This window comes from Colwellia sp. M166 (genome assembly GCF_024585285.1).
Lineage (GTDB): Bacteria > Pseudomonadota > Gammaproteobacteria > Enterobacterales > Alteromonadaceae > Cognaticolwellia.
Genome location: NZ_CP040755.1, coordinates 3,643,495 through 3,668,727 on the forward strand (window position 1 = coordinate 3,643,495; position 25,233 = coordinate 3,668,727).

A 25,233-nucleotide genomic window follows, 5' to 3' on the forward strand; every position below is an offset into this window, starting at 1 on the left:
TAAGTTAATGAAAAATATTGATTGAAGACCTGAATTTTTTTCATTTTGATTCTTTGATATTTAGTGACATTATCTCGCTAACTTCATTGAATTAACGGCCTTTGTTAGCATTAAACTGTTGAAGCTATTAACACTCCCATTTTCTAGTAGGAAAAAATATGAAAGATTTAGCATTGGTGATAATCATTTTAACTATGTTAACTTGCTTGAGTTTGAATGTAGAAATTAGATCATCGATGGATGCAAAACCAGAGATACGAGATAAAACCAAGCTAGTGACGTTAGATGATGCAAGCCCAGTAGCATTAGATAATACAACACTAAGTGCAGGCACTGAATGTACGAAAGCACAAGATACTGAAAGTGTTAATTGTCTAAACACGGCTGCGAACCCTTAATTAAGGCACATTGCTAGCGTTTAATTTAGCAGTGGGCTGTTGAGCTAATATACTGTCGGATTTCAATCTGTCTCTGTTTTTCAATTGTAATTTTTCAAAAGCAATAACTAAGCCTCACCGTAATGTGAGGCTTTTTTGTCTTATAGCGATGACCTGTTCTAAATAAGACTGACTGGACAGTTAAGCTGGCGAAGTATTTGTTATAAGTCAGTTGCTATTTGTTCGCTATAGGAGCGATATAGCGCTCAGTTGTGCTGCTTTAATCAAATAATGTGTTGAAAGTGCTATTTTAGTGAGTTTTATGTGACCTTACGGATGTATTATTAATAGTTATGAGTCAATTACTACTGTTTCATTATGCTTTGATGCTGAAACTTATTTAAATGAGTGCTTTTAATATACTGCAATAGATTCAAGTGGTTGATGAGTTTTTTTTGTCAGAATTCTTTGCACTATGTTTTATAGGAGGTAGTTGGTATTTTTAATTTATTGAAATTTATTGAAATTTATTGAAATTTATTGTTTATTTTATCTTGGTGTGATTTTTGCTTATCTGTAGTGTGTCGCTATTTGTATTGCTATAGATTAAAATTAATGAAAAGTTTAAAGGAAAACCCATGTTGTACTCTAAAAAAATTATTGCCGTTTTAAAGGCTAGCCTATTAGTGCTTTCGGTATCAATTGTTCCAAACACTTATGCAGGTCTCATTAGTCTTTCTTCTGACTATATAGTTAATGTGTCACTTGACGGTGATCATAATTCAGCCGGTACAGTGAATGGCTTAGTTGGTAATGAAGTTATTGCCCGAGAACGTCTAGTTCAATCTCAAGAAGATATGCGCATTGCTTCTTTTATCCAGTTTGATATGAGTTTATTTACATTAGAGTTAGTTAACGCTTCAGGTTTTTCAGCCTTATTTGAAGCAGACTTTACCGAACGTTTAAATACCATTAATAACATGAGTGTGATGTTAGGAGAAGTGGGCAGTGTTTGGAATAATGTGGCAGGAACTTTACCTTTATTTGAAATGGCGGGATTGTCAGCAAATTCGGCTTCATTAGTAGATAATATTAAAGATGGCGATTTTGGCACCTACTCTCTTGATGTAACTGCAATTGTTCGTAGTTGGGTAAGTGGAACGTCAGTAAATAATGGCTTTGTTGTGTATGGTGCAGCACCGGTTTTTCAAGGAGCAGGTTTTAACAACATATCATTGGAAGTAACAACTCCTACGTTATCAGCAGTTACTGTATCTGAGCCGACTACACTTGTTATTTTTGGCTTAGGAATGATCGCTTTAGCATCACGTCGATTTAAAAAACAATTTTAATAATTGATACCTATTCAATAGCTAGAATATTTGCTTGAATGGGGATATTAAATCGCTAAATGCTAAAAAACACCAATGGTAACCATTGGTGTTTTTTTTTGCGTAATTTAGCTTGTTGCACTTATTAGTTGTACCATACGATACTTGATTAGTGGGGGGGGGATTTAGCACAAAGTGCTCTTAGGCTGTTAGGTATCTAATGTAATCAATTCAGCTTTATTGATTGGCTTATGGCTCATTGGTTTATCTATTTGCTGAGCGATTAAGTTTTGTGGAATATGAGGCTGTAACAAAGGCACAAACAGCTCAACATCGGTTAATGTGCTATCAAGCCAATGATCAATGATATTCTCATCTTGAGGCAGTATTAGCGGCATGGCTTTACTGTGAATATGTTGTAGTTTCTTATGTGCAGGTAAGGTGATCACTGAGCATGAGGTTTTTACTTCACCTGTTCGGTTATTAATCCAATCTCGAGATAAACCACCCAGCAATAGCCCTCCATGTTCGGCTTGCATATCAAAATAATGTACCGGCTTTTTATTGATAAATTCAGTTTCACCGAAACCTTTTACCGCAATAACACAGCGTGAATGTCGGTAGGCTTGATAGCCAGCACTGTTCGGTGTGTTTAACTTATCGTATCGGGTATTAAATGAGGTGTACTTTGAAGGTTTAAAGCCATTTTCAGTGCTATCTAGTAATAACCACCAAATAGCATTTTCAACAACACGGCTATTAGCTTTTTCTCTAACAATAGCAACAGTATCAGTCGCTTTGACAAAATGCTTGTTGATGGGTCTATCAACCATTTTATTGATTTTTAAACTGGTATAGAGCTTTCTCACTCCACCATCAAAAGTCGCATTAAATCTGCCGCACATAATTTATCCTCTCTGGATACTAATAAACTATTTTAGCAGGTTATTTTAGGGATATGCTGCCAATTAGTGGTGAATTGTCGGCTAAGAAAGTGCCGCTTCATATTCCACTTTTGAGTTTGTCCTGCACTCGCAACATTAATACTACCAGCACCGTAACGTTTGTTAATATTATCAACACATTTCATCAGTGCAGGATTGTTATTATCAACATCAAATAAATCACCTTGCTGAAATGTATTACTGGCCAACTCGATAGCGCCCACACCACAACGATAAAAGTTAACACCCGATTGATATATTTTCGGTAAAACTAATGAAACCGCTTGTGCAAGTTGGCTAGTATTATCGGTGGGAATAGCAAAAGGGTAAACAAGCGCTTGTTTATAGTAATCATTATCGTGTGGTGAATTTGCTGCAAACACCATTAGCTTTTTAACTTGTGATGACTGTTGGCGCAGCTTTTTAGCAACAATGCTAGCATGGCTTGCTAATGCGGCATTAAGCAGGTTGTAATCACTTATTCGTTGGCCAAAGCTACGGGTTGAAAATATCTCTTTTTTAGGCGTTTTAACTTCATCCCATGATAGGCAGCTAGTACCATTTAACTCACTTACGGTGCGTTCGGTTACCACACTAAATTGCTGACGAATATTTTTAGGGTTTTGCTTCGCTAAATCTAATGCGGTATGAATATTTTGTAGGGCGAGTTTTTTCGTTATGCGATTACCGATACCCCATACGTCAGCTGTATTCATACGTTGTAAAATTGCTGATGCACTGTCTTTTGTGTCAATAACTGCCACACCATCGAACCCTGATAACTTTTTAGCAGCATGATTAGCTGCTTTGGCTAATGTTGCCGTTGTACCAAAACCAACGCCAACAGGTAAGCGAGTTTCTTTCCATATAGCTTTACGTATTTGGTGGCCGTATTCATACCAATTAGTAATCGCTTTATGAAAGTTATCAAAGTATAAAAAGGATTCATCGATAGAGTAAATGTATTGGTTATCACAAAATCGACTGATCACTGTCATCATACGCTCTGACAAGTCAGCATACAGTTCGTAATTTGATGAACGAATAATAACCCCATGTTTGTGTAATAAATCTTTAATTTGAAAATAAGGTGTAAATTTAGGAATACCAAGGCGCTCAGCAATGGGGCAAGCAGCGCAAATGCAACCGTCGTTATTGGTTAAAACTACAACGGGTTTATTGCGAATACTAGGGTCGAATACTTTTTCAGCCGAGGCATAAAAAGAGGTAGCATCAACTAAGCCATACATGCTTTTAATTCTGGTGCTTGGTGATGTAGTCGAATTGAACGAGTAACAACCCCTTCTAGTTGAAAGTCATCACTTGGTAAAATTGCTATCGGTTGATGATGTTTAGATGCTGACAGTAAACGAGCTTGTTGCTTATCAATGATCTTGCAAACAAAGCAGCCGTTATAATTAGCGACAATAACATCACCATTTCGCGCAGTAAGCGCTCTATCAACAATTAATAAATCACCATCAAAGATCCCCACATCCTGCATTGAAACACCTGAAGCTTGACCAATAAAAGTAGCATTAGGGTGACGGATCAGGAGTTTATCAAGTGATAATCCTAGTTCTTTGTATTCTGCTGCGGGTGATTCAAAACCAGAAACCCCTGCTTCTATATAGATTGGAATAACTTTCATAACACTCAAGGTATACTGTATTTATATACAGTATCGTCGAGGCCTTCATAAATAACAAGAAAAATATTGAGCTAATATTGCCGCTTTTTTTTATGAAATGTATATATATATAGAATCGCGCATATCAGATGCTGAAACCTACAAACGATAAGAAGCTGCATCATAAATGACTTAATCTAATAAATGGGACTGATAAAAGCGGTAATAATCCACGTAAGCATTCAACTATCGCCATTCGTCGAGCAATTCTAAATGCTGGCATAGAAGATTTTCGAGTACATGATTTTCGTCATACGTGTGCTAGTCGATTAGTACAAAATGGTATGACGGTTCAGGAAACAGCACATATTTTAGGGCATTCAAATATCGCAACCACCATGCGCTATGCGCATCTTGAGAAGAATCAGGTGGCTGAGAAAATGAAAGCAGTGATTGATCGGTTTAATGATTAACTTATTGATGATTTGTTTTTACTGACTGAGATAATGAATCGATAATTTCTTATTTTATGAAAGATAACTAGCAAAGAGGATGTTTGTAATTGCTAGCTATCTTGTGGGCTCTTAGCGAATATTTAAGAATGTTCTATAAGCAGGGTGAATTGACCAAACAATATTGTCATTTCTATTTTCTATCGATCTGTATAAATCGGGGTCATCTGTGAAATGAGTAAAGGTTTTACTATCATCGTGTATACGAGAAATCAAACCTAGTTTATATAAAAAATCACCTAGATCTTCATGTTCTTCATAGGGTTTACCGTCAATAACTGGAATACTTTCTAACTCCCGAGATCTAATGTAATTATTTTTTAAAACTGAGTGCAGCTCAGAATAAGTAAACTCTTTCTTAGTAGCTCTTAAAGAGTCTATTAGTATTTTTAATTCAGAAAATTGGTGATTATGTTCCTTGATTAAATCATCTCGACGGTGACCACCAAAATCTGAAAGGATGTAATTGATATGATCAAGAGCAATTTTATTAGCATAAAGTGTTTCATCGGCTTTTTTCCCTGCCATTCTACATAACTGCCCCATCCATCTCGGTCTTCTATTCGAAAAAGCACTTATAGCATCGAAAAGCCTAGCTTCTTTGTTATTACGCCACTCAATAGGGGATTTAAATACTAAATCAAGTATTTTATTATAATCACCTTTAAGCTTATATTTAGCCGCCTTTGACTTGGGATAGTGCTTTTGTACGTAAACGAGAATCTTTTGTGCAAGCATATCTTGCATATGCTTTTTGCTCCAAAATATTTCTATTATGTATTGTTGTAGTTTATCTAGATCTTCAAGATGACGAAGACACGACCATACATCACTACGCACAGTAGTTCGAATGTTTAAATTTTTCAATTCAAAGGAAAGTGCTCTGATAGCGCTAAAAAAAGAGCCAACTTTAGCTTGGTTCTCTGGTGTATTTTCAAATTTAGCATCAATATCGTCAATTAATAACCAAACATTTGAATTAGCATTTTCATCTTGATAATTTTGAAGTAGAGCATCGAGGTTTTCGGGTAAAGAACTCTTAATTTCAGCACCTACTAATGGGATCTTTCCTTTAACTCTAGAGATCAAACCACCGATAAGGTTTTTGCTTTTTAAACCGTCTAGTTCCGATAATTCAACCATTGACATTTCGTTACTGGTTAAAGCACAACCAATACGATTCCCTATCTCTACAATAATTCTTTTGCAGATGATTTGTTTCCAATAATTTTCCAAGTAAGAGTGATCGTCACCTTTAAAGTTTCCAAGCCCTAGTAGAGCATTTCCTTTAACCCTGATGATTATTGGAGAGTTGTAACAAGCATCTCTTTGCAGCTTATATTGAAGTCGAGACAATAAGGCCGATTTACCCATGCCTTTTCGTGCACTGACAATTGAAAGCTTTTCGTCTACGTCAAAGAAGCATTCAAAGTCACGGTGATCTATATAGTATGAATTCAGCACTTCTAGTGATTCGTCTTCACCAGCTTCATTTCCAAATAATTTTTTATCTTTAAGGTTAATTGATGCCATTTATTGTCGTTCTCATCGTCCATGGGAATTTGATGGAAATACAATATCATATTGTTTGCATATAGAGAGGTAAATTATTGTTATTAAATGGTTTAAAGAGAGTGTTTAGATTGTCTATGATGAACATAAACCAACGGCTATCACTGGTGTTAATACCCAGTTCGGATATTTACATCATCAATTAACTTACCCTAATAAATTACACCCGCAGTTTTAGTGGCTTATAGATCAACGTCAATACCCTAAGCAACGGATTAAATCCTTTTTTACTCGCCCAAATTACCAAATAAACGTTCTATCAATCGATAAAGCAACCAAACCCAATTCATTTACCCTAGGTTAAATTAGGGCCCTAGTTAGGGTAATGCAAAATGGCGTGTGTTTCGTACCTATTAGTATTTTGATACAACAGAGTTAAATCACGTATAGGACGCAGAATAGGTGGGGTAGGGGAGTTTATTGGTGCTATTGAAATCTATTAAAGAATTTACCCAAACGACAGACACAAAAAAGCCCTAACAAAGTTAGGGCTTATTGCTTCCTACGAAGGAATGGTGCCGACTGCCGGAGTCGAACTGGCGACCTACTGATTACAAGTCAGTTGCTCTACCAACTGAGCTAAGTCGGCACACGAAAATGTGTGCGATAATTATATGCATTGAACTAATTATCTTGGCACCGAATCAACATCGGAACTTGTTGATCCTACATTTAGCTTATTTAAAATTTAAAAGCTAAAAGTGTAAATGGTGCCTCGACCCGGAATCGAACCAGGGACACGAGGATTTTCAATCCTCTGCTCTACCGACTGAGCTATCGAGGCACATTAACAACCATAATGATTGTCTTGTACATTGTCTTCTTGGCTGTGCCTTGAAGACGGGGCGTATTAAACTGTTTTTCGTTTATCCCGTCAACCCTTTTTTTTAAATAAATGTTTGTTTGCCGCTTTTTTCAGCTGATTGTGCTTTTATGGAACAATTTAGCCGAAGTTTTTCTACTTTGATGGTCATTTGTTATTTTTAATGGCCATATAAAGTGCCGATGCCTATGATGATAAATTTGTCGCTGGCGGTGTAATAAAGCATCTTCCAGCGATAAATTGGGTAATATTAAATGGATAAAAAGCTACCATTAAGCACCTCTGCAGCCGTTGCAATAATTAAAACGGCTGAGATGGAAGCACAAAATTCATTTATTGACAGCACATAGTAAGCTGAGCTTTATTGCTGAACTCAGTAATAAATACTGAAACAAAAAATACTGTCGAGTTCTGTTATTTTTTCTCGGGTGTATAACCTTCAATCTCAGGCTCTTTACCGTCAAATAAATAGGCAACCATGGCGGCTTCTAAAAACGCACGATCATCAGGGTTCATCATGTTCATTTTTTTTTCGTTAATCAGCATGGTTTGCTTTTTTTGCCAATGGCCCCATGCTTCTTTAGAAATGTTATCAAAAATACGTTTGCCTACTTCACCTGGGTAAAGTTGAAAGCCTAGACCTTCGGCTTCTTTTTGTAAGTTTTGACAAAAAACGATACGGCTCATAATAAATTCTCTTTGTATAAAGGTTTGTATAAGTGATGAAATTAAACAGGTAATTGCTCAAGCTGTTTAATTAATTTCTGCGTTGATGCCGCTAACCCCACCGACGCTGTTGTGGCTAAATTATACCACTGCAATGTGCTATTTTCGCTAATTTCTTTTGCTGGTAATAGCTCACAATCAATTACTATAGCTTCTATATCGAGATGAAAGTGACTAAAGGTATGGCGAAATTTATCTAAAGCAAATGTTGCCGTTTGGGCAAGATTTAATTTGCTCAATAATTCAGCTAGCTCATCAGTATCTGATATCTCTAAAAAGCACCATAAACCACCCCAAATACCAGCAGGAGGGCGTTTTTCCATTAATACTTGCTGGTTAACACGGGGTATTACCATAATGGTGCTTTTTTCTGGGATAGTTTTTTTTGGCTTTTTTTGAGGATAGCTTGCTTGTTCGTCGCTAGCAAAGGCCAAACAGCTTGCATTAATAGGACAAATTTCACATTTAGGTTTAGAGCGTGTGCAAACCATAGCACCTAAGTCCATCATGGCTTGATTAAACTGTGCTACACCAACTTTGGGGGTTAAGGTCTCAGTAATTGGCCATAAGGTTTTTTCGTAAATGGCTTGGCCAGCATGGCCTTGTACTTTATAGCAACGGGCTAATACTCTTTTGACATTACCATCTAGAATAGCGTGGTGCTTATTTAAGGCCAAACTTAATATCGCACCTGCGGTTGAACGACCTATGCCGGGAAGTGCGATAACTTCATCAATATTTTCAGGAAACCTTCCTTGGTAGTTAGCTCTAATAGTTTTTGCGGTTTTATGTAAATTTCGTGCTCGAGCGTAGTAACCTAAGCCGGTCCAGTGGTGAAGTACCGTGTCTTCATCAGCATCAGCTAAAGCGGTAATATTAGGAAAGCTTGCCATAAATCGTAAGTAATAAGGGATCACCGTTGCTACCTGCGTTTGCTGTAGCATAATTTCTGAAATCCAGACACGGTAAGGGCTTTTATCTTGCTGCCATGGCAAGTGTTTTCTGCCTTGCAACTGAAACCATGATAATACTTGGTCGCTGAATGCTTGGGCAGATTTGGCTGATATAGTAGTTTTATTTGTCATAACGGCGACAGTGTAGCGAATAAAGCTCAGATTTTCATTGCAAAAATTTCTATTGCCACTATGCTCTCGCACATAGTAACCAGCCAGTGTTTGGTTTGAACCAAGCCGTAAGGAATTAAACATGAAAGTAGATGCAAAAAATCGTAGTAATCGTTTACGTAAAAAATTACGCGTTGATGAATATCAAGAGTTAGGTTTTGATATTGCTTGGCAACTTGATGAAGGTGCTGACAATGAGGCTGTTGATGCTTTTTTAACGAAATTTTTTGATGAAGCTATTGATCCAAATGGTTTAGGCTTTGGCGGCGAGGGTGATACCTTATGGCACGGTTTAATTTGTACGCAGCAATTGGGGAAATGTACAGAAGAGCACCGCCAATTAGTCGAAAAATGGTTAACAGATAATGGTGCAACTGCTGTTACCGTTGGACCATTGTACGATGTTTGGTGGGCAGAATAGTTCTGAGTTAATTCATTTAACTTGATATGTAAATATAGGGGCGTTGACTTATATCTTGATAGGCAGAATGCCGTGATTGAATTTCAGTCTTTAAACAAGGATAATACGCGCCCTAATTTCGATGACACAACTAAATAATAGATAGCATTATGACAGACAGAAGCCACAAAACCGTTGAACAAGCAGAGCAAGAAGGCAAGTACATTAGAAAAGTTCGTAGCTTTGTTAAACGTGAAGGCCGCCTTACTAATGGTCAAGCCAAAGCCCTAGAGCAGTTTTGGGACACCATGGGTTTGAACCATCAAGATGGGTTGATTGATCCTAGCGCATTGTTTGGTAATGACAATCCTGTTGTGCTTGAAATTGGTTTTGGCATGGGTAAGTCATTAGTCGAAATGGCTAAAAATGCCCCTGAACTTAACTTTATTGGTGTCGAAGTACATCGTCCAGGAGTAGGGGCGTGTATCGGCTTAGCGCAAGAAGAGGGCGTTAACAACCTTAAAGTATATGAACATGACGCCATTGAGGTTTTAGCTGACTGTATTCCCGCTGAGTCGCTAACAACTGTGCAATTGTTTTTTCCTGATCCATGGCATAAAAAGAAGCATCATAAACGTCGCATTGTACAAGCGAGCTTTGTTGAAGTTATTCGCCAAAAGCTTAAAATGGGTGGCGTTTTTCATATGGCGACTGACTGGGAAAACTATGCGGAATGTATGCTAGAAGATATGAAATCTTCACCTGGTTATAAAAACTTATCATCAAACGATGATTATGTGCCACGCCCAGACTCTCGCCCGTTAACTAAATTTGAAAACCGTGGTCAGAACTTAGGGCATGGTGTTTGGGATTTGCAATTTAGTCGCATTAGTTAATTTCAGCTCAGGTTTGTTAAGGTGGTATAATCTACCACCTTTATTCATTTGTGGTTTAATTCTGCGGTTATGATAATACCTATCGCCGTTTATCGGTGCAACTTGTCGCGTTCAATATGAAATAAGTGCTGACTATTACGTAAATTCCCGGTTTCTTTTAACCATTGTTCATCAATAATTTCTCGTCTTAACGCTGCTTGTAAAATTCGACCTACCGATGCACTCCAATAATGAATTGTCGCTTCTTGGTGTGCTGGGGTATTTGGTAACAGTTCGTCACGAGTTTCAGCCATTTCTGTAATAATATTTTCAATAACTTTAGGTTTTAACTCTTGAATAATTTGCCGTTTAAATTGGGTGAAGCGTTTGGCACGCATCAACTGCCATATTAGCCAAATTAAGAATAAAGCTGCGATTATAACAATGATTTCCAAAACAATAATACCCAAATAAAGTCAAAAAATAACGCGTCATGATAACAGTATTCTTTGCTTACGGTTAAGGTTTTTAATGGCGATTAATTTACTTTATTTAGCTAAAGAAAAAGCCTAAATCATCTTAGCATAAGTGATTTTAAATACGGGTTAAAACACTTGCAGTGACTCAATGGTGCAATGGCTCAGCAGTTAATATCTTATACAGCCGTATATCTAGGGTAGCTAATATCATCATCAGTAAACGACTAAGGTTTGAACTGTGCACCTTCGTGCATTAATAATTTTGCTTTTAAAGCTAAACCACCGGCATAACCGGTTAATTTACCATTACTACCAATAACACGATGACACGGCACAATAAGCGCAATCGGGTTAGCGCCATTTGCCGTACCAACCGCACGAACCGCTTTTTCATTATTAATGCTTTTAGCAATCCAAGCATAGCTTTTTGTTTCACCGCAGGGAATTTCAGTTAATGCCTGCCAAACTTGTTTTTGAAAATTCGTTCCTGTGGGTGCTAAGGGGATGTCGAAGTGCTTTCTACTGCCTGTGAAATATTCAGATAACTGTTGGATAACCTCCGTAAACTTGCTGTTATCGTGGCTTAACCCTGCAAAGGCTATCGGTGACTTTCCCGCTTGAAATGCTAGCGCGCTTAAACCATGAACATTGGCTGTTAAGGCTATTTCACCTAAGGGTGATTGGTACGTACAGTAATACATTTTTAAGGTTCCTGATCATTAGCGTAAATAGACATGGGATATTTTAGGTTTTAGCTGCTAGAGATTGCCATAAATAAATAGCAGCGTAAGCACGCCAAGGCCGCCAACTTTCCGCTAAAGCTAATATGGCTTTATTTTTGGGTTTAATTTCATCGTAAGTTAAGGCTTTAATGATACCTAAATCAGCACTTGGAAAGGCGTCTGGATCGCTTAAGCCACGCATAGCAATATAATTGACTGTCCAAGGGCCAATACCTTTAAGTTTTGTTAGTGCTATTTCAAGCTCTTCAATTGTTAAACCTTTTGCGAATATGCTTTGCTGGGCTTGAAAGTAGGTTACCCAAGTTTGTAAAGTGGTGATGCGAGAGCGAGTTAAACCTATGTCTTGGTAATCTGCATTTAGTAATGCGTTAATACTCGGAAAATATTTTGACGGTTTGTCATTGCCTATTAACTCACTATTGGCAATATCATCACCATATTTTTCAGCAATACGTTGAGCAAGAGTCGTTGCGCCTTTTACCGAGATTTGCTGACCTAATATCGCTCGTATAGAAAATTCAAAAATATCCCAGCAGCCAGGTAAACGCAAACCAGGAAACTGTTCGATAACAGCTGCTAGCTTGGGATGTTTTATTAAGTGCTGATGAATGATTTGCATGTCAGCATCTAAGTCAAACATACGGCGAACCCGTACAATGACTTGGTGCAAATAACTGTAGTCAGTTAACTTAACGGTTAAGTTCAAAGCATTCTTACTTTCGTGATGACTAACTTTTAGCCAGCCTCTGCAGTCATCCAACGCTAGGGTACGAAAATAATGCTCAGTATTAATCTCTTCAATATTACTCATTTTTCTTGTTTGGAAAAAACTCAGCATAAGCGGCCAGTCAAAAGGTGCTTTATATGGCAATAATATAGTAACTTGGTTTTCAGCGCTGATGACTTTTTTACCTCTGATATCACTGGGTGTGGTTTTGTAAGTTTGCATAATGACTTCATTAAAACGTCGTATGCTATTAAAACCAGAGGCAAAAGCGATGTTGGTCATACTTAATGATGTCGAAATAAGTAGTTTATGGGCAAGCAATAAACGTTGTTGATGAAAGAATTCACTCGGCGGTAAGCCATAATATTTTATAAAAATACGATGAATTTGCCTTTCACTCATATCTAGTTGTTGAGCGCATTTTTGTAAACTGTAATTGTTTTCATAATAGGCTTGGCTAATTTGCTTTATTTTTCTTGGTAGCGGTAAGCTTGGTGCCAGTTGAGGAAAACAACGTTTACAGGGACGAAAACCCGATTGTTGCGCTAATTCCGCACTTTCGTAATAGGTTACATTTTCAGGCTTTGGAGCTCTAGCGGGGCACACCGGACGACAAAAAATGCCAGTAGTGAAAACGGCAGTAAAAAATTTGCCATCAAAACGAGCATCACGGCTTAAGCGTGCTTTTTCACAAACCGCAACATTTAACATATTTTATTTTTAGTCATAGTGATACCTTTATTACTTTGGCAAATTTTTCTTTGATGATACGCTAGGCAATGTAAATAACTAGCGGTAATCGGACAAGACCTAAAATATAATAATGTCCAAAGAGTTAATACTTCTACAACACAGTACTTCAATAACAGATAACTTAGCTCAAGGTTGGTTTTTTAATTCTACGGTAAACTCAGTTGTATTATTTTTTATCTAGTGAAAGTTACTTTTTAATCATAGTGATTTATTCATTATGCTAAAGAAGGCCTTTAGCTTCGGCGTTGTACATAATATTGATAAAAATTAATGAGTTTGTTATTTGACATTATTGCCCACTATTATTTAAATAGTGTTACGATTTAAGGATATATACATGTGCTTAGATAATTCTTATAGGTTTTATCTGTGATAAAAAACATTGCGTGGATGAAGTAATGGATAATAAGGGTGCTTTTAATAGTAAATTAAGTCGACGAGTCTTTATTTATATTTTCCTCTGCAGTGCTTTGCTGTCTGTGTGCTCAACTATGATTCAGCTATATGTGGACTTTCAAAGCGGTGTCTCTAAGCTTGATGAGCGCTTTAATGATATTGAACTTAGTTTTAATCAATCAATATCAACCAGTTTGTGGGACTTTAATGAACCTTTAGTTCGACAACAAATTGATGGGATTTTACGTTTAGCTGATATTCGTCATGTAAAAATAACCACGAGCTTCGGTAAAGTATATCAAGTTGGTGATACTACCGATGCGCTTAAAAAAACAGAAAGCTATCCGATTATTTTTGAAGGTAACAGTATTGGCAATATGGTCATATCTGCTGATTATCAAGATATTTATCAAGAGCTACAACAGAGAGCTGGCTTTATTGTAGTTTCAGAATTTATTAAGATTTTTATTGTTGCCTTCTGTACTTTTTTTATTGTTCATTGGCTTATTACTCGCCACCTATATCGCATCACCCTATATTCGAAAGCGATGACAGGGCAAAGTATAGACACTCCTTTAATACTCGAAAATTGTGGTGAAAGAACCGATGAGCTTGATGAACTCGTATCAGCCATTAATGATATGCGCTTGACACTCAAGGACGATATTATTCAGCTAGAAGATGCTGAAAATGCCTTAATTAATCTCAATGGTGATTTAGAGATAAAAGTTTATGAGCGTACAGCCAAACTCGCTGAAATCAATCAACACTTACAACAATCTTTAAATGAATTAACCTTAGCAAAAGATCAGCTGGTACAGTCAGAAAAAATGGCTTCACTTGGGCAATTAGTTGCCGGAGTTGCCCATGAGGTTAATACCCCTTTAGGTATTTGCGTAACGTCAGTCAGTGCTTTAAAGGAAAAGATATCAGAATTGAATCAATCACTTATTGATGAGAAGCTGACAAGAAAACAATTAACCTCAATTTTAAATCTGTTCGTTGAATACGAGCAAATTATTGAACGTAGTTTAAATAAAGCGGTTGATTTAATTCGAAGCTTTAAATCTGTCGCGGTTGAGCATCACACTGATCCCAAGATCAATATAAATTTGTACCGACATGTTAATGACGTTGTAAATACTGTTAAAACCTTATTTAAACAAAAAAACTATACGATTAAGATAAAAATTGATGAAGCATTGAATGTGTTTACTTTTCCAAGTGCATGGAATCAAATACTGACAAATTTTTTGACCAACTCACATATCCATGGCTTTGAAAATCGTATGGAAGGTGAAATATCCATTGAATTTCAAGTGAATAAAGAAAGCCTAATATTAATATATCAGGATAATGGCAAAGGTTTGGATGAGAAAATAAAAGATAAAATATTTGACCCTTTTGTCACTACTAAACGTGGCTTCGGTGGCTCAGGCTTAGGTATGAATATAGTTTACAATTTAGTCAACACTAAGTTGGGCGGGAGTATTAAAGTTGTTGCAAGCGATCATGGCTGCTGCTTTGTTGTTAAAGTGCCTTTGCAAACAGAACAAGGAAGTAATACCGAACAGCTAAGTCCAAATTTGAAGTTGATTGATTAATATCGGCCTTTTTTGTGTTTAACGTGTGGTTATTTATAATAGCGGCAATATTTTCAGGAAGCCCAGTATGAGCATAGTATATAAAACCAGAACGCAATTAGTTGTGGAAACACTGAGAGAGAAAATCTTAAGTGGTGAGATTCAAGCGGGGCAACCTTTAAGACAAGCTGCGCTTGCAAGCGAGTTAAATGTTAGCCGAATTCCAGTAAGAGAAGCTTTACTACAACTTGAGGGTGAAGGTTTAGTGGTTTTTGAACCACATAAAGGGGCAACGGCAACCGAGCTAAATGCTGATCAGGTAGATGAGCTGTTTGAGTTACGTGCGATGCTAGAAGCTGATTTATTGGCAAACTCATTGCCACGTCTTAGCAATGAAAAATTGGAAGAAGCAACACAATTACTGAAAAGGCTTGATAAAGCACTTGGCAAAGAAAATGCGGCTAACACCTGGAGTGAACTTAATTCAGATTACCATAATTGCTTATACTCCGAGGCAGAACGTCCACAAACTCAAGTTTTAGTTAATATGCTCAATAAAAATGCTGACCGTTATATTCGTATGCATTTACTTTGGGCTGGTGGTATTTCTAAAGCAGAATCGGAACACAATGAAATTTTAGCGCTATGTAAAGCACGTAACGTTGAAAAAGCAGTTGCCTTGTTGCAACAACATATTTTGGGCTCTCGTGATGAAATTAAAGCCTTTTTAAATGAACGGGAATCAATTATTAGTGGTTAATTCTAACTAACTGGCACTATTTGAGTTAAGAAATGTTCTGCGCTAAAAATCAATTTTATGCTTTGGCATAGACTTGTTATTTGCTTGAAAATCTTGATGTAATTTTGAGCATATATTGACTTTTTAGCTATATATCTATAGTATTCCCGCGCCTTCAAGCCCCGAAAGATAACGATTTTTGTTTAGATTACCTGTCATTAGGTGGTTTCGGGTCTATACCTAAAGTATTTAAGTACAAGCCAAGTTAATAAATTTGGGCTTGTACTTTTGATGTTCTAATCAAAGTTGAGAAAATAATGTTTGAATTACACGCCAGTAAAGTGGCAAATTTAAAAAATGATGTCTTGTCGGGCTTTACAGTCGCCTTAGCATTAGTACCTGAAGCTGTTGCTTTTGCCTTTGTCGCCGGAGTTGAGCCTCTTGTTGGTTTGTATGCTGCTTTTATGGTGGGGTTAATTACCTCTATCTTTGGTGGGCGTCCAGGTATGATTTCTGGTGCCACAGGTGCTATGGCGGTTGTGATGGTGAGCTTGGTGGCTATTCATGGTGTTGAGTACCTATTTGCCACCGTGGTGCTAACAGGTCTGCTACAAATACTGGCTGGTATATTTAAGCTGGGTAAGTTTATCCGCTTAGTACCTCACCCCGTTATGTTAGGTTTTGTTAACGGCTTAGCTATTGTTATTTTCCTTGCTCAGTTAGGGCAATTTAAAGTTACTGATGAGAATGGCGTATTAGCTTGGATGCAAGGCAGTCAATTAATGATTATGGTGGGTTTAATCGCGTTAACTATGGCTATTATCCACTTTTTACCAAAACTAACCAAAGCAGTACCGTCATCACTTGTGGCGATAGTCGTTGTTACTATTTTAGTGCAAAGTCTTGATTTGGATGCACGTACCGTAGTTGATTTTGTTCGTGATATGACCAATGATCCGATGGCATCTATTGCCGGTGGTTTACCACAATTTAATATTCCTAATGTGCCATTTAACTTAGAAACGTTATACGTTATTTTACCTTTTGCGTTTATTTTAGCTGCGATTGGTTTGATTGAGTCGTTATTAACATTGACATTAATCGACGAACTAACCGGTACTCGTGGTCATGGTAATAAAGAATGTGTTGCTCAAGGTGCAGCGAATACAGTTACTGGCTTCTTTGGAGGTATGGGTGGTTGTGCGATGATTGGTCAATCAATGATCAATGTAAACTCTGGTGGTCGCGGCCGTATGTCAGGTGTTACAGCGGCACTTGCCTTACTGGGCTTTATTTTATTTGCTTCAAGTCTTATTGAGCAAATCCCTCTAGCGGCACTGGTTGGCGTGATGTTTATTGTCGTGATTGGCACGTTCGAATGGTCGAGCATACGTATATTAGGTAAAGTACCCAAAGCAGATGCTTTTGTTATCATCTTAGTTTCAGCGGTTACTGTGGCAACTGATTTAGCTATCGCGGTTGTGGTAGGCGTTATTGTTTCAGCACTAGTTTTTGCTTGGGAACATGCTAAACACGTTATTGTTCATCGTTCAGTTGATGGTAAAGGCTCAACAGTTTATGACGTCAATGGCCCTTTATTTTTCGGCTCGGTATCAAGCTTTTTAGAGCAATTTGATATGGAAAACGATAGCAATGATGTCATTGTTGAGTTTAAAAACTCTCGCGTAGCCGATCATTCAGCTATAGAAGCGATTGATACTTTAGCGGAGCGTTATATTAACCGTGGTAAGCAAATGCATTTAAGACATTTAAGTAAAGAATGTACGCAGCTGTTAACTAAAGCGGGTAGCTTAGTGGAAATCAATGTCATTGAAGATCCTGATTACCATATTGCGACAGATAAACTAGGTTAAATAGGCGATAAGATGCGATAAGCTATACTTATCGTATCTGTTTAATAAGGCAATTTAATTTAAGTATAAATAAATGCAATTAGAATTTTTTGATGTGCCTAGTCCTTGCATTGGTGTTTGTCAGTCTGATGATAAAGGCCAATGCTTAGGCTGTTTTCGTACCCGAGACGAACGCTTAAATTGGCTGTCATCAGATTCTGTTCAGCGTCAGAAAATTATTAAGCGCTGTCAGCAACGTAAGAAGCGTAAAAACCAACCTGTTAAAGTTAAGCTTGCGGAAGTAATTGTTGAAAATAAACAAGCGTCTCTACTTGATGCACCGAGTAAGCCGCGAATTGATAACAGCAGTGATTTTGACTTTGATGATTTTGAATTATAGCCTACTGCTTAGCCCATTTATCGCAGATAGCTGACAGTTCAACGCAATTGCATAACTCCCCTTTATCTCTGGCTTGTTGTCAGAGACATTTCATAATACTGTAGTATTAATAATTATAAATTACGTCAGTAGTTCACGTTAATAATAAACTCATATAAAAAATTGCCAAAATGACATAATGTTTTTTGCAATTTATGCAGTAATACAGGAAATATCTTATGCAAAAATTTCTCCCATCGCTAGTGATGGCAGCACTTTCTGTTGCCTTAACCGGTTGTTTGCAAAACGAACAGCAAGATGAAAAAGTGGTGATAAATAAAAACCCATACCCAAGTACTTATCAAGTATTACCGCTACAAACAACACTGATTAAAAATGCTACCGTACTGACAGGTACGGGGACTCGTATGGATAATGCTGATGTTTTGATGGTCGACGGTAAAATCAATAAAATTGGTAAAAATTTAAGTGCTGATGGGGCGGTTGAAATTGATGCAAATGGTAAATGGATAACGCCGGGTATTATTGATGTACATTCACATTTAGGGGTTTATCCAAGCCCGTCGGTTGAGTCGCATTCTGATGGCAATGAAATGACTTCGCCTAATACGTCTGAAGTATGGGCTGAGCATAGTGTTTGGCCACAAGACCCAGGTTTTGAAGCAGCACGTGCTGGTGGTATTACGACCTTGCAAATTCTACCAGGCTCAGCCAATTTATTCGGTGGTCGTGGGGTTACTTTACACAATGTACCTAGCCCAACGATGCAAGGTATGAAATTTACGGATGCACCCTATGGCTTAAAAATGGCTTGTGGTGAAAATCCCAAGCGAGTTTATGGCAGTCGTAAAGTATTACCATCAACGCGTATGGGTAATATGGCCGGTTATAGAATGGCATGGGCAGAAGCTACTGAATATAAACGGGCATGGGAAAAATATGACCGTGATTATGCCGCTGGCAAAAATCCAATTGCACCTGTTCGTGATATAGAGCTAGACACCTTAAAAGGTGTGTTAGATGGTGATATTTTAATTCATAACCATTGTTATAAAGCTGAAGAAATGGCGATGATGATCGATCTGGGTAAAGAGTTTAACTATAACTCGGGGACATTCCATCATGCGATAGAAGCATATAAAATCGCTGACAGCTTAGCTGAAAACGGTAATTGTGCTGCCATGTGGCCAGACTGGTGGGGCTTTAAAATGGAAGCTTATGACATGGTGCATGAAAATGTAGCGATTGTGAATGCAGTCAAAAATTCGTGTGCAATCGTGCATTCAGACTCTGCTAATACTATTCAACGCTTGAACCAAGAAGCGGGTAAGGTTATGTACCGTGCTAATGAAAATGGCTTTGCTATAGCGCCTGAATTAGCGATTACGTGGATCACCGCCAATGCCGCTAAATCACTTGGTTTAGCAGATAAAACCGGTAGCTTAGAAGCAGGAAAAAATGCTGATGTGGTTATTTGGAATCAAAATCCATTTAGTGTTTATGCGCAAGCTGAGCAAGTATTTGTTGATGGTGCGAAAATTTTCGACCGTTTTGACGAAAAGTACCAAGCAAAAAGTGATTTCCTGTTAGGTCAGAGATAAGGTGAAAATAATGACGAATTTTAAACTATTTAAATCATCGCTGATTGCTCTGGCGCTAGCGAGTTCAACAGCAAGCTTTGCCGAAAGCTTTGCTATTACTAATGCCACCGTGCATACCGTAACTGACCAAGGTGTGCTTGAGAATGCTACTGTGGTTATTGAAAATGGCAAAGTGATTGCTATTAATCCTGAAAAAATTACCGCTGATGTCACTATTGATGCTAAAGGACGAATTCTAACACCTGGATTTATTGGCTCTATGAACCAACTTGGTTTAGTTGAAGTTGGTGCGGTTTCTCGTAGTCGTGATGGCGCTGATAAAAAAGCCGATATTACCTTTGATGCAAGCTTAGCGTTTAATCCACGTTCGACAGTTATCCCATACAGTCGTAAGGGCGGTATTACCAGTAATGTTGTTGCGCCTCATGGTGGTGATGATATGTTCAAAGGCCAAACTTTTGTTGCTGATCTCTCTGGAGAATTTAACAGCGTGCGTATTAGCAATAATAATGTGGTTATTGATTTAGGTGCTAAAAGTAAAGGCTCTCGAGCGTTATCACTGCAAAATTTGCATGAGCAACTAGAAGATGCGACAAAAGCGTTAGCGAAAGCTAAAAAGAAAAATACCAAAGATAAAAAAGAAGCAAAAGAGCCGAGTCGTAAAGCACAAGTAGTTAATGCTTTACTCAATGGTGAAAAAGCCTTGATCGCTTATGCTGACCGTGCCACGGATTTATTAGCATTACTAAAGCTTAAAGAAACATTTTCATTAGAGCTTGTGTTAGTCGGTGCTGCGGATGCGGTTTTAGTTGCTGATAAAATAGCTGCAGCAGAAGTACCGGTTGTGGTGGCCGCACTAGATAACTTACCGGGCAGTTTTGACTCTTTACATGCTTCATTAGAAAATGCCGGTAAATTAACTCAGGCTGGCGTTAAGGTAGCTTTGACCGTTAATGGTGATACTCACAATCTTTATCAATTGCGTTTTCATGCTGGTAATGCCATTGCCAATGGCTTAACACGCAGCGCAGCATTGGCATCAGTAACGGCAAATGTTGCTGACGCATTCAATCTTGATAGCGGAAAAATAGCCATTGGGAAAACGGCTGATTTAGTGTTGTGGAGTGCTGACCCATTCGAATTAAGCTCTAAGGTCAGTAAAATTTGGATTGCCGGTAAAGAGTATTCAACCGAAAGTCGTCAAGATGCTTTACGTGACCGCTATACAACAAAAAGTGATATGCCGAAAGCTTACGTGAAATAATTTAACTCGCATAGGCGAGTAATACTTTAAAAGCCACGTTAATACGTGGCTTTTTTATGTTTTAGTAAATTGTTTTCTCCTTAGACTATGCCCTCACTAGATTATGTTTTTATTCGATTATTCCTTCACTGAGCCATGTCTTTATAGTACTAAGTATTCACAGCACTATATTTTCATCCCAAAACACTCTAGTTTAGCGTTACCTGTAAGTTGTGATGAATACTTTAGTGCTATCATCCAGCACTTTAATTACCTAAAATAACTAATATTGTTTGGTACTCAAGCCATAGCAGCAAGATTAACTGCGAGATAGAATGACATGATAGACAAGCTACAATTAGGCGTAATACTAGAGAACGAGTTTGGTCGAGTTGAATGCTTTGAGCTTAGTGATGGTTTGCAAGGGTTACGATTTTTTCATCAACATGGCCAAGGTTCACTGAGTCTATATGGTGGGCAAGTACTTACTTGGCAGCCAAAGGATGAGCAAGCAGTATTTTGGCTGAGTGATGATAGCCAATACAGTGAAGGCAAAGCTATACGAGGTGGCATACCGCTTTGCTGGCCGTGGTTTGGTGGTGAGGTTAAGTTAGCAAATGGCGATATTAGTAAAGCGGCTAATCATGGTTTTGCTCGACAAAGTCAGTGGCAGCTAACTGATATTCATATGTCATCATCAAACGTTAAAATAGTTTTATCTTTCTCGGGTGATAAACTTTCTCCTGATTGGCCAGCAGCTTTTGAACTAAGCCAATCATTGGTGTTTGGTAAGTCATTTGAACAGCACTTAACTATGAAAAACTTATCAGCCCAAGCGGTGGATTATACTGGTGCATTACATAGTTATTTTTGTGTCAGTAACCCACAACATGTTGAAATTTCTGCGCTAAATAATACTAGCTTTGATGATAAATTGAGTGGTATTGATGATCAACAGTCGTTATTAAGGCATTGTACAGGTCCGATTGACCGCATTTATCACCGCAGCGACAGTGTAACGATTGTTGATCATAATTGGCTGCGGGAGATTGAAGTATCAAGCCAAGGTTGCCAGCAGTGGGTATTATGGAATCCTGGCAAAGATGCTGAAAAAATGTTGGATGTTCATGATCAAGGTGAAAATGAATTTGTTTGCTTAGAAGCCGCCAATACACATTGGCAAACCATTGCGAGCAAAAGCAATGCTAGTATGAGCCAAACCATTACACTTCATGCTAAGAAATAAATACCACTAAATCATATTAATTTTAATTAAAAATCACACTTTGATTTTTTCCGCTGCTTTTAGCTTCGTATAAGGCTTTATCAGCACCTTCAATGTAGTCTTCGATGGTTTTATCTTGTAATGGCAATTGGCAAATGCCAAAACTGATGGTCGTGCTGAATGAACCACTGGTGGTTGATATTGGGAAAGAAATACATGCAATATTTTCCCTTATTCGTTCGACAATAGTGTGTGCTTGGTTTGCTGTAGTCTCAGGTAATAGCATGACAAACTCTTCGCCGCCCCAGCGTCCAACAACGTCTATTTTGCGTAAGGTTTTTGATAGTTGTTCTGAAATAATGCGTAAGACATCATCGCCAACTAAATGTCCATAGGTGTCATTTATATGTTTGAAATTATCAATGTCAGCTAAAACAACACAAAGATTTTTGTTCGCTTTGGCTAGATCATCAAAGCGCCAATGAATATGGCTACGATTAGGTAATTGGGTCAGGAAATCTGTTTCAGAGTGCTTAATTAAACGTGATTTTAAATAATTAATGCTGTTTAAAAGTATCAAGTAAAAAATAATCGCAATAAAAAGAAACAGTAAAAATCGACCAATAAATATTTTCCAATATTCATTTTGGTGCGCTGCCGGTGGTGAAACAATAAACATGCGCCAATTTAACTCTTGAATTGGCATTTGAGATATTAACAAACCATCCTCAGTGGTATACATGACTTCTGCGCTTAAGCTTGCATCAGCTTGATTATTTTTGATAAGTGAACGGTGCCAAGGTAAGTCACTTAATCGGGTGATTAATCCTTTGCGATGGAGGCTTTCTGATTTCATAATGTTACTTGATGATAGGGTGATAACACCATTTTCATCAACAAAAAATAATTCAAAACCAAAACGGTCATTGTATTCTTGAAATTTACTGGCAAAATAATTTAGGTCAATGCCAACACCGGTAAAACCAATGAATTCGCCTTGCTGATTAAAAATTCTATTATCAAAATATAAGTGAGGATTTTGCGCATTGCCTATATCGCTAAATTGATTGCCAGATAGGTTTTTAAGGCGATGAAACCATTCTGTATCCTCACTTTGTAATGTTGATTCTTTGCCATTGGAATCGAGCATGACATTATGCTTTTCTAAGGCAATAAAGGCCATCATATTATATGAGTCGGAAATTTTTCTAAGATAAGTAACTATGTAATCTTTTTCTATTGCTTGCTGGCTAGCGTAGTCGATAATAAATTGATTGTTAGCCATAAAATTGGCAACACCTAACGGGCGAAGTATTTCACTGGTGACTAATGAAAATAATGGCGTTATAGCGCTTTGTACTTGTTTGTTATGAGTATTTATTACATCTTTTAGAGTTAAATAGGATGCTAGAATAACCGTAACAATAGTAACGAAAAATATAACTGCAATGTAACGATCAAACTTATTGCCAAACTTCATATAAGAAAAACAGTATTGAATGTTATGTAATTTATAGCCTGCTTAGAAAGTTTTATCTACGCTTAGATGATTATATTTTTATTGTTATCTGGTCAAAACAATTTTTTATATTGGATTTTTAATTAATTTATTCGTAAATATTTGTTTAATAGTGCTTGTGTAAAGCCGGTTTTTAAATAAAAGCCACGTGGTAAAGTCATAAAGGGTTGACCATGGCGATTAAATGCTTGAGTTTTTGCTTGGCTGTTGGCTGCTTTGGGCCGTAACTGTAATACTTGACCATGTCGACCATGAATATTCTCCACATTACCAAGTACTATCATATCGGTCAGCTCTTGCCAGTCTAAAGCAAGTAAATGTTCTTCTTCTGGTGACGGTGACCAAATAAAAGCGCTGCCGACGATGCGTTCTGCTACTGGAATACTACGTTCAGATACTACGGGGATCCACAATACACGCGCTAGCTTATTACGGATGTGGCTGGTTTGCCAGCTTGCACCAACTAAGCCAGTGAGTGGCGCAACGCAAACAAAAGTTGTTTCTAAAGGTTTGCCTTGGTAGTTAATTGGCAATGATTTTAGCTCAATACCTAAATGTGGAAAGTCGGGCTCTGGCCGAGAGCCTGCACTTGCGCCAAGTACTTGCTCTAATAACAGACCTATCCAGCCTTTTTCTCGCTTCAGATCTTTAGGTACTGCAACATTAATTGATCGTGCAACTTCTCCTAGCGTCATACCGGCAAGGTTTTGTGCTCGTTTTAGCAACTCGGCTTCGCTTTTAGGTATTGTGGTGCTCAACACTGACCCTTCAATTAATTTGATTTAACTTATTATCAGTCAGCAATGAGGCTTTGAGCAAGGCAATTATTTTTTTGTTATTGGCAAACCACGCAATGTTAATAGCAAACAACCATCGATACAGATATATTCGCAATATTTCTGTTAATAAGTATTTGCCCAAAAGTGCAGAGTGTGGAAGAATCAAAGCATTATTTAATGCTGTCAGGAGTTCCTTTGATAGATGCCGAAGGCTATCGAGCCAATGTCGGCATAGTAATAATCAATGATAGGGGACAAGTATTTTGGGCAAGGCGTTTTGGTCAGCATTCTTGGCAATATCCACAAGGTGGCGTTGATGAGGGTGAATCCGCAGAGCAAACTATGTATCGGGAATTAGACGAAGAAGTCGGTTTAAAACCTGAGCATGTTAAAATTGTGGCTACCACTAAGCATTGGTTAAGATATAAATTACCAAAAAGGTTAATTAGACACGAGAGCTTGCCGGTTTGTATTGGTCAAAAGCAGAAATGGTTTTTACTGAAATTGACGGCACCAGAGTCAGCGGTTGATTTATTACATTCAAATCATCCTGAATTTGACGACTGGCGTTGGGTGTCTTACTGGTACCCAGTAAGACAAGTTGTGTCATTTAAACGTGAAGTTTATCGCAAGGTGATGAAAGAATTTGCTTTAGCAGCAATGCCAAGTTATCGCCAAGAACGTCGTCGACGACGTGCTTAACGATGGTACTTTAGATTATTATTATGTCTTGTAAAATAGCTCACTTCGGTGAGCTATTTAGTTTGAAATTATTGCCGTAATACCCATTTTTATAATATCCTTGGTATCAATATTAGCGTTATGAGCATGGATGACATAACTGCTCCTAATACTATCAGCTGATTAGCTAGCAGCCTT

Annotated in this window: 24 protein-coding genes and 2 tRNA genes; 13 read left to right on the forward strand and 13 right to left on the reverse strand. The window is 37.7% G+C overall.

What is annotated here, in order from left to right; translation table 11 throughout:
• Positions 1-158 precede the first annotated feature (158 nt).
• Together FGD67_RS16470 and FGD67_RS16475 are read left to right on the forward strand one after the other, a co-directional pair.
• Complete coding sequence (locus FGD67_RS16470) at positions 159-398, forward strand: hypothetical protein (protein ID WP_257172173.1); 240 nt, start codon at positions 159-161, stop codon at positions 396-398.
• Positions 399-1,015: 617 nt separating this feature from the next.
• A complete protein-coding gene (locus FGD67_RS16475) occupies positions 1,016-1,729 on the forward strand; it encodes a PEP-CTERM sorting domain-containing protein (protein ID WP_257172174.1) in 714 nt (237 codons plus the stop codon).
• A 188-nt stretch (positions 1,730-1,917) separates the two neighbouring features.
• Here the strand turns inward: FGD67_RS16475 and FGD67_RS16480 are convergent, their stop codons facing one another.
• Genes FGD67_RS16480 through FGD67_RS16490 form a run of 3 tightly spaced genes read right to left on the reverse strand, consistent with a single transcriptional unit; the run spans position 1,918 to position 4,303 of the window.
• A complete protein-coding gene (locus FGD67_RS16480; protein ID WP_257172175.1) occupies positions 1,918-2,613 on the reverse strand; it encodes an SOS response-associated peptidase in 696 nt (231 codons plus the stop codon).
• A 32-nt stretch (positions 2,614-2,645) separates the two neighbouring features.
• Positions 2,646-3,902 carry a Y-family DNA polymerase gene (locus FGD67_RS16485; protein WP_257172176.1) on the reverse strand — a complete coding sequence of 419 codons (1,257 nt, stop codon included), beginning with the start codon at positions 3,900-3,902 and terminating at the stop codon, positions 2,646-2,648.
• On the reverse strand, positions 3,890-4,303 hold the full coding sequence (locus tag FGD67_RS16490; RefSeq protein WP_257172177.1) for a LexA family transcriptional regulator: 414 nt from the start codon (positions 4,301-4,303) through the stop codon (positions 3,890-3,892). Before FGD67_RS16490 ends, FGD67_RS16485 begins: the two co-directional genes overlap by 13 nt.
• 233 nt (positions 4,304-4,536) lie before the next feature.
• On the opposite strand from FGD67_RS16490, the gene FGD67_RS16495 reads away from it, so the two are divergent.
• The gene (locus tag FGD67_RS16495) at positions 4,537-4,755 is read left to right on the forward strand and encodes a tyrosine-type recombinase/integrase (protein WP_257175144.1); all 219 of its coding nucleotides are present in this window, start codon (positions 4,537-4,539) and stop codon (positions 4,753-4,755) included.
• A gap of 111 nt (positions 4,756-4,866) precedes the next feature.
• Here FGD67_RS16495 and FGD67_RS16500 read toward each other — a convergent pair whose 3' ends face one another.
• The 5 genes from FGD67_RS16500 to mutY form a co-directional block, all read right to left on the reverse strand.
• Positions 4,867-6,327, reverse strand: a complete 1,461-nt coding sequence (locus tag FGD67_RS16500; protein WP_257172178.1) for a P-loop ATPase, Sll1717 family — start codon at positions 6,325-6,327, stop codon at positions 4,867-4,869.
• Between the two features lie 552 nt (positions 6,328-6,879).
• Positions 6,880-6,955 (reverse strand) — tRNA-Thr (locus FGD67_RS16505).
• Between the two features lie 119 nt (positions 6,956-7,074).
• Positions 7,075-7,150: transfer RNA gene (locus FGD67_RS16510), tRNA-Phe, on the reverse strand.
• Between the two features lie 453 nt (positions 7,151-7,603).
• Complete coding sequence (locus tag FGD67_RS16515; RefSeq protein WP_257172179.1) at positions 7,604-7,876, reverse strand: oxidative damage protection protein; 273 nt, start codon at positions 7,874-7,876, stop codon at positions 7,604-7,606.
• Positions 7,877-7,917: 41 nt separating this feature from the next.
• Positions 7,918-9,123, reverse strand: a complete 1,206-nt coding sequence (gene mutY / locus FGD67_RS16520; protein WP_373567787.1) for an A/G-specific adenine glycosylase — start codon at positions 9,121-9,123, stop codon at positions 7,918-7,920.
• Here mutY and FGD67_RS16525 point away from each other — a divergent pair.
• On the forward strand, positions 9,122-9,460 hold the full coding sequence (locus tag FGD67_RS16525; protein WP_257172180.1) for a YggL family protein: 339 nt from the start codon (positions 9,122-9,124) through the stop codon (positions 9,458-9,460). The two genes, mutY and FGD67_RS16525, sit on opposite strands and share 2 nt — an antisense overlap.
• A 149-nt stretch (positions 9,461-9,609) precedes the next feature.
• Positions 9,610-10,335 (forward strand): tRNA (guanosine(46)-N7)-methyltransferase TrmB, encoded by a 726-nt coding sequence (trmB, locus tag FGD67_RS16530; protein ID WP_257172181.1) that lies wholly within the window; start codon positions 9,610-9,612, stop codon positions 10,333-10,335.
• A gap of 89 nt (positions 10,336-10,424) precedes the next feature.
• Here trmB and FGD67_RS16535 read toward each other — a convergent pair whose 3' ends face one another.
• The 3 genes from FGD67_RS16535 to FGD67_RS16545 all read right to left on the reverse strand — a co-directional run bounded on the left by FGD67_RS16535 (position 10,425) and on the right by FGD67_RS16545 (position 12,974).
• Complete coding sequence (locus FGD67_RS16535; protein WP_257172182.1) at positions 10,425-10,769, reverse strand: hypothetical protein; 345 nt, start codon at positions 10,767-10,769, stop codon at positions 10,425-10,427.
• A gap of 248 nt (positions 10,770-11,017) precedes the next feature.
• Positions 11,018-11,494, reverse strand: a complete 477-nt coding sequence (locus tag FGD67_RS16540) for a methylated-DNA--[protein]-cysteine S-methyltransferase (RefSeq protein ID WP_257172183.1) — start codon at positions 11,492-11,494, stop codon at positions 11,018-11,020.
• 43 nt (positions 11,495-11,537) lie between these two features.
• Complete coding sequence (locus FGD67_RS16545) at positions 11,538-12,974, reverse strand: DNA-3-methyladenine glycosylase 2 family protein (protein WP_257172184.1); 1,437 nt, start codon at positions 12,972-12,974, stop codon at positions 11,538-11,540.
• Between the two features lie 440 nt (positions 12,975-13,414).
• On the opposite strand from FGD67_RS16545, the gene FGD67_RS16550 reads away from it, so the two are divergent.
• The 7 genes from FGD67_RS16550 to FGD67_RS16580 all read left to right on the forward strand — a co-directional run bounded on the left by FGD67_RS16550 (position 13,415) and on the right by FGD67_RS16580 (position 22,077).
• Complete coding sequence (locus FGD67_RS16550; protein WP_257172185.1) at positions 13,415-15,016, forward strand: ATP-binding protein; 1,602 nt, start codon at positions 13,415-13,417, stop codon at positions 15,014-15,016.
• Positions 15,017-15,083: 67 nt separating this feature from the next.
• Positions 15,084-15,755, forward strand: a complete 672-nt coding sequence (locus tag FGD67_RS16555) for a GntR family transcriptional regulator (RefSeq protein ID WP_257172186.1) — start codon at positions 15,084-15,086, stop codon at positions 15,753-15,755.
• Positions 15,756-16,051: 296 nt separating this feature from the next.
• Complete coding sequence (locus tag FGD67_RS16560) at positions 16,052-17,608, forward strand: SulP family inorganic anion transporter (RefSeq protein WP_257172187.1); 1,557 nt, start codon at positions 16,052-16,054, stop codon at positions 17,606-17,608.
• Between the two features lie 73 nt (positions 17,609-17,681).
• Positions 17,682-17,987 (forward strand): DUF1289 domain-containing protein, encoded by a 306-nt coding sequence (locus tag FGD67_RS16565; protein WP_257172188.1) that lies wholly within the window; start codon positions 17,682-17,684, stop codon positions 17,985-17,987.
• Positions 17,988-18,205: 218 nt separating this feature from the next.
• The gene (locus FGD67_RS16570; RefSeq protein WP_257172189.1) at positions 18,206-19,588 is read left to right on the forward strand and encodes an amidohydrolase; all 1,383 of its coding nucleotides are present in this window, start codon (positions 18,206-18,208) and stop codon (positions 19,586-19,588) included.
• 10 nt (positions 19,589-19,598) lie between these two features.
• Positions 19,599-20,852: an amidohydrolase family protein gene (locus FGD67_RS16575; RefSeq protein WP_257172190.1), complete on the forward strand. Its 1,254-nt coding sequence runs from the start codon at positions 19,599-19,601 to the stop codon at positions 20,850-20,852.
• Between the two features lie 319 nt (positions 20,853-21,171).
• Positions 21,172-22,077: a D-hexose-6-phosphate mutarotase gene (locus FGD67_RS16580; RefSeq protein WP_257172191.1), complete on the forward strand. Its 906-nt coding sequence runs from the start codon at positions 21,172-21,174 to the stop codon at positions 22,075-22,077.
• Positions 22,078-22,099: 22 nt separating this feature from the next.
• On the opposite strand, the gene FGD67_RS16585 is transcribed toward FGD67_RS16580, so the two are convergent.
• Positions 22,100-23,536: a sensor domain-containing diguanylate cyclase gene (locus FGD67_RS16585; protein ID WP_257172192.1), complete on the reverse strand. Its 1,437-nt coding sequence runs from the start codon at positions 23,534-23,536 to the stop codon at positions 22,100-22,102.
• 122 nt (positions 23,537-23,658) lie between these two features.
• On the reverse strand, positions 23,659-24,336 hold the full coding sequence (gene mutH / locus FGD67_RS16590; RefSeq protein WP_373567788.1) for a DNA mismatch repair endonuclease MutH: 678 nt from the start codon (positions 24,334-24,336) through the stop codon (positions 23,659-23,661).
• A 213-nt stretch (positions 24,337-24,549) separates the two neighbouring features.
• Between mutH and rppH the strand changes: the two genes are divergently transcribed.
• Positions 24,550-25,056 (forward strand): RNA pyrophosphohydrolase, encoded by a 507-nt coding sequence (gene rppH / locus FGD67_RS16595; RefSeq protein WP_077285574.1) that lies wholly within the window; start codon positions 24,550-24,552, stop codon positions 25,054-25,056.
• Positions 25,057-25,233 lie beyond the last annotated feature (177 nt).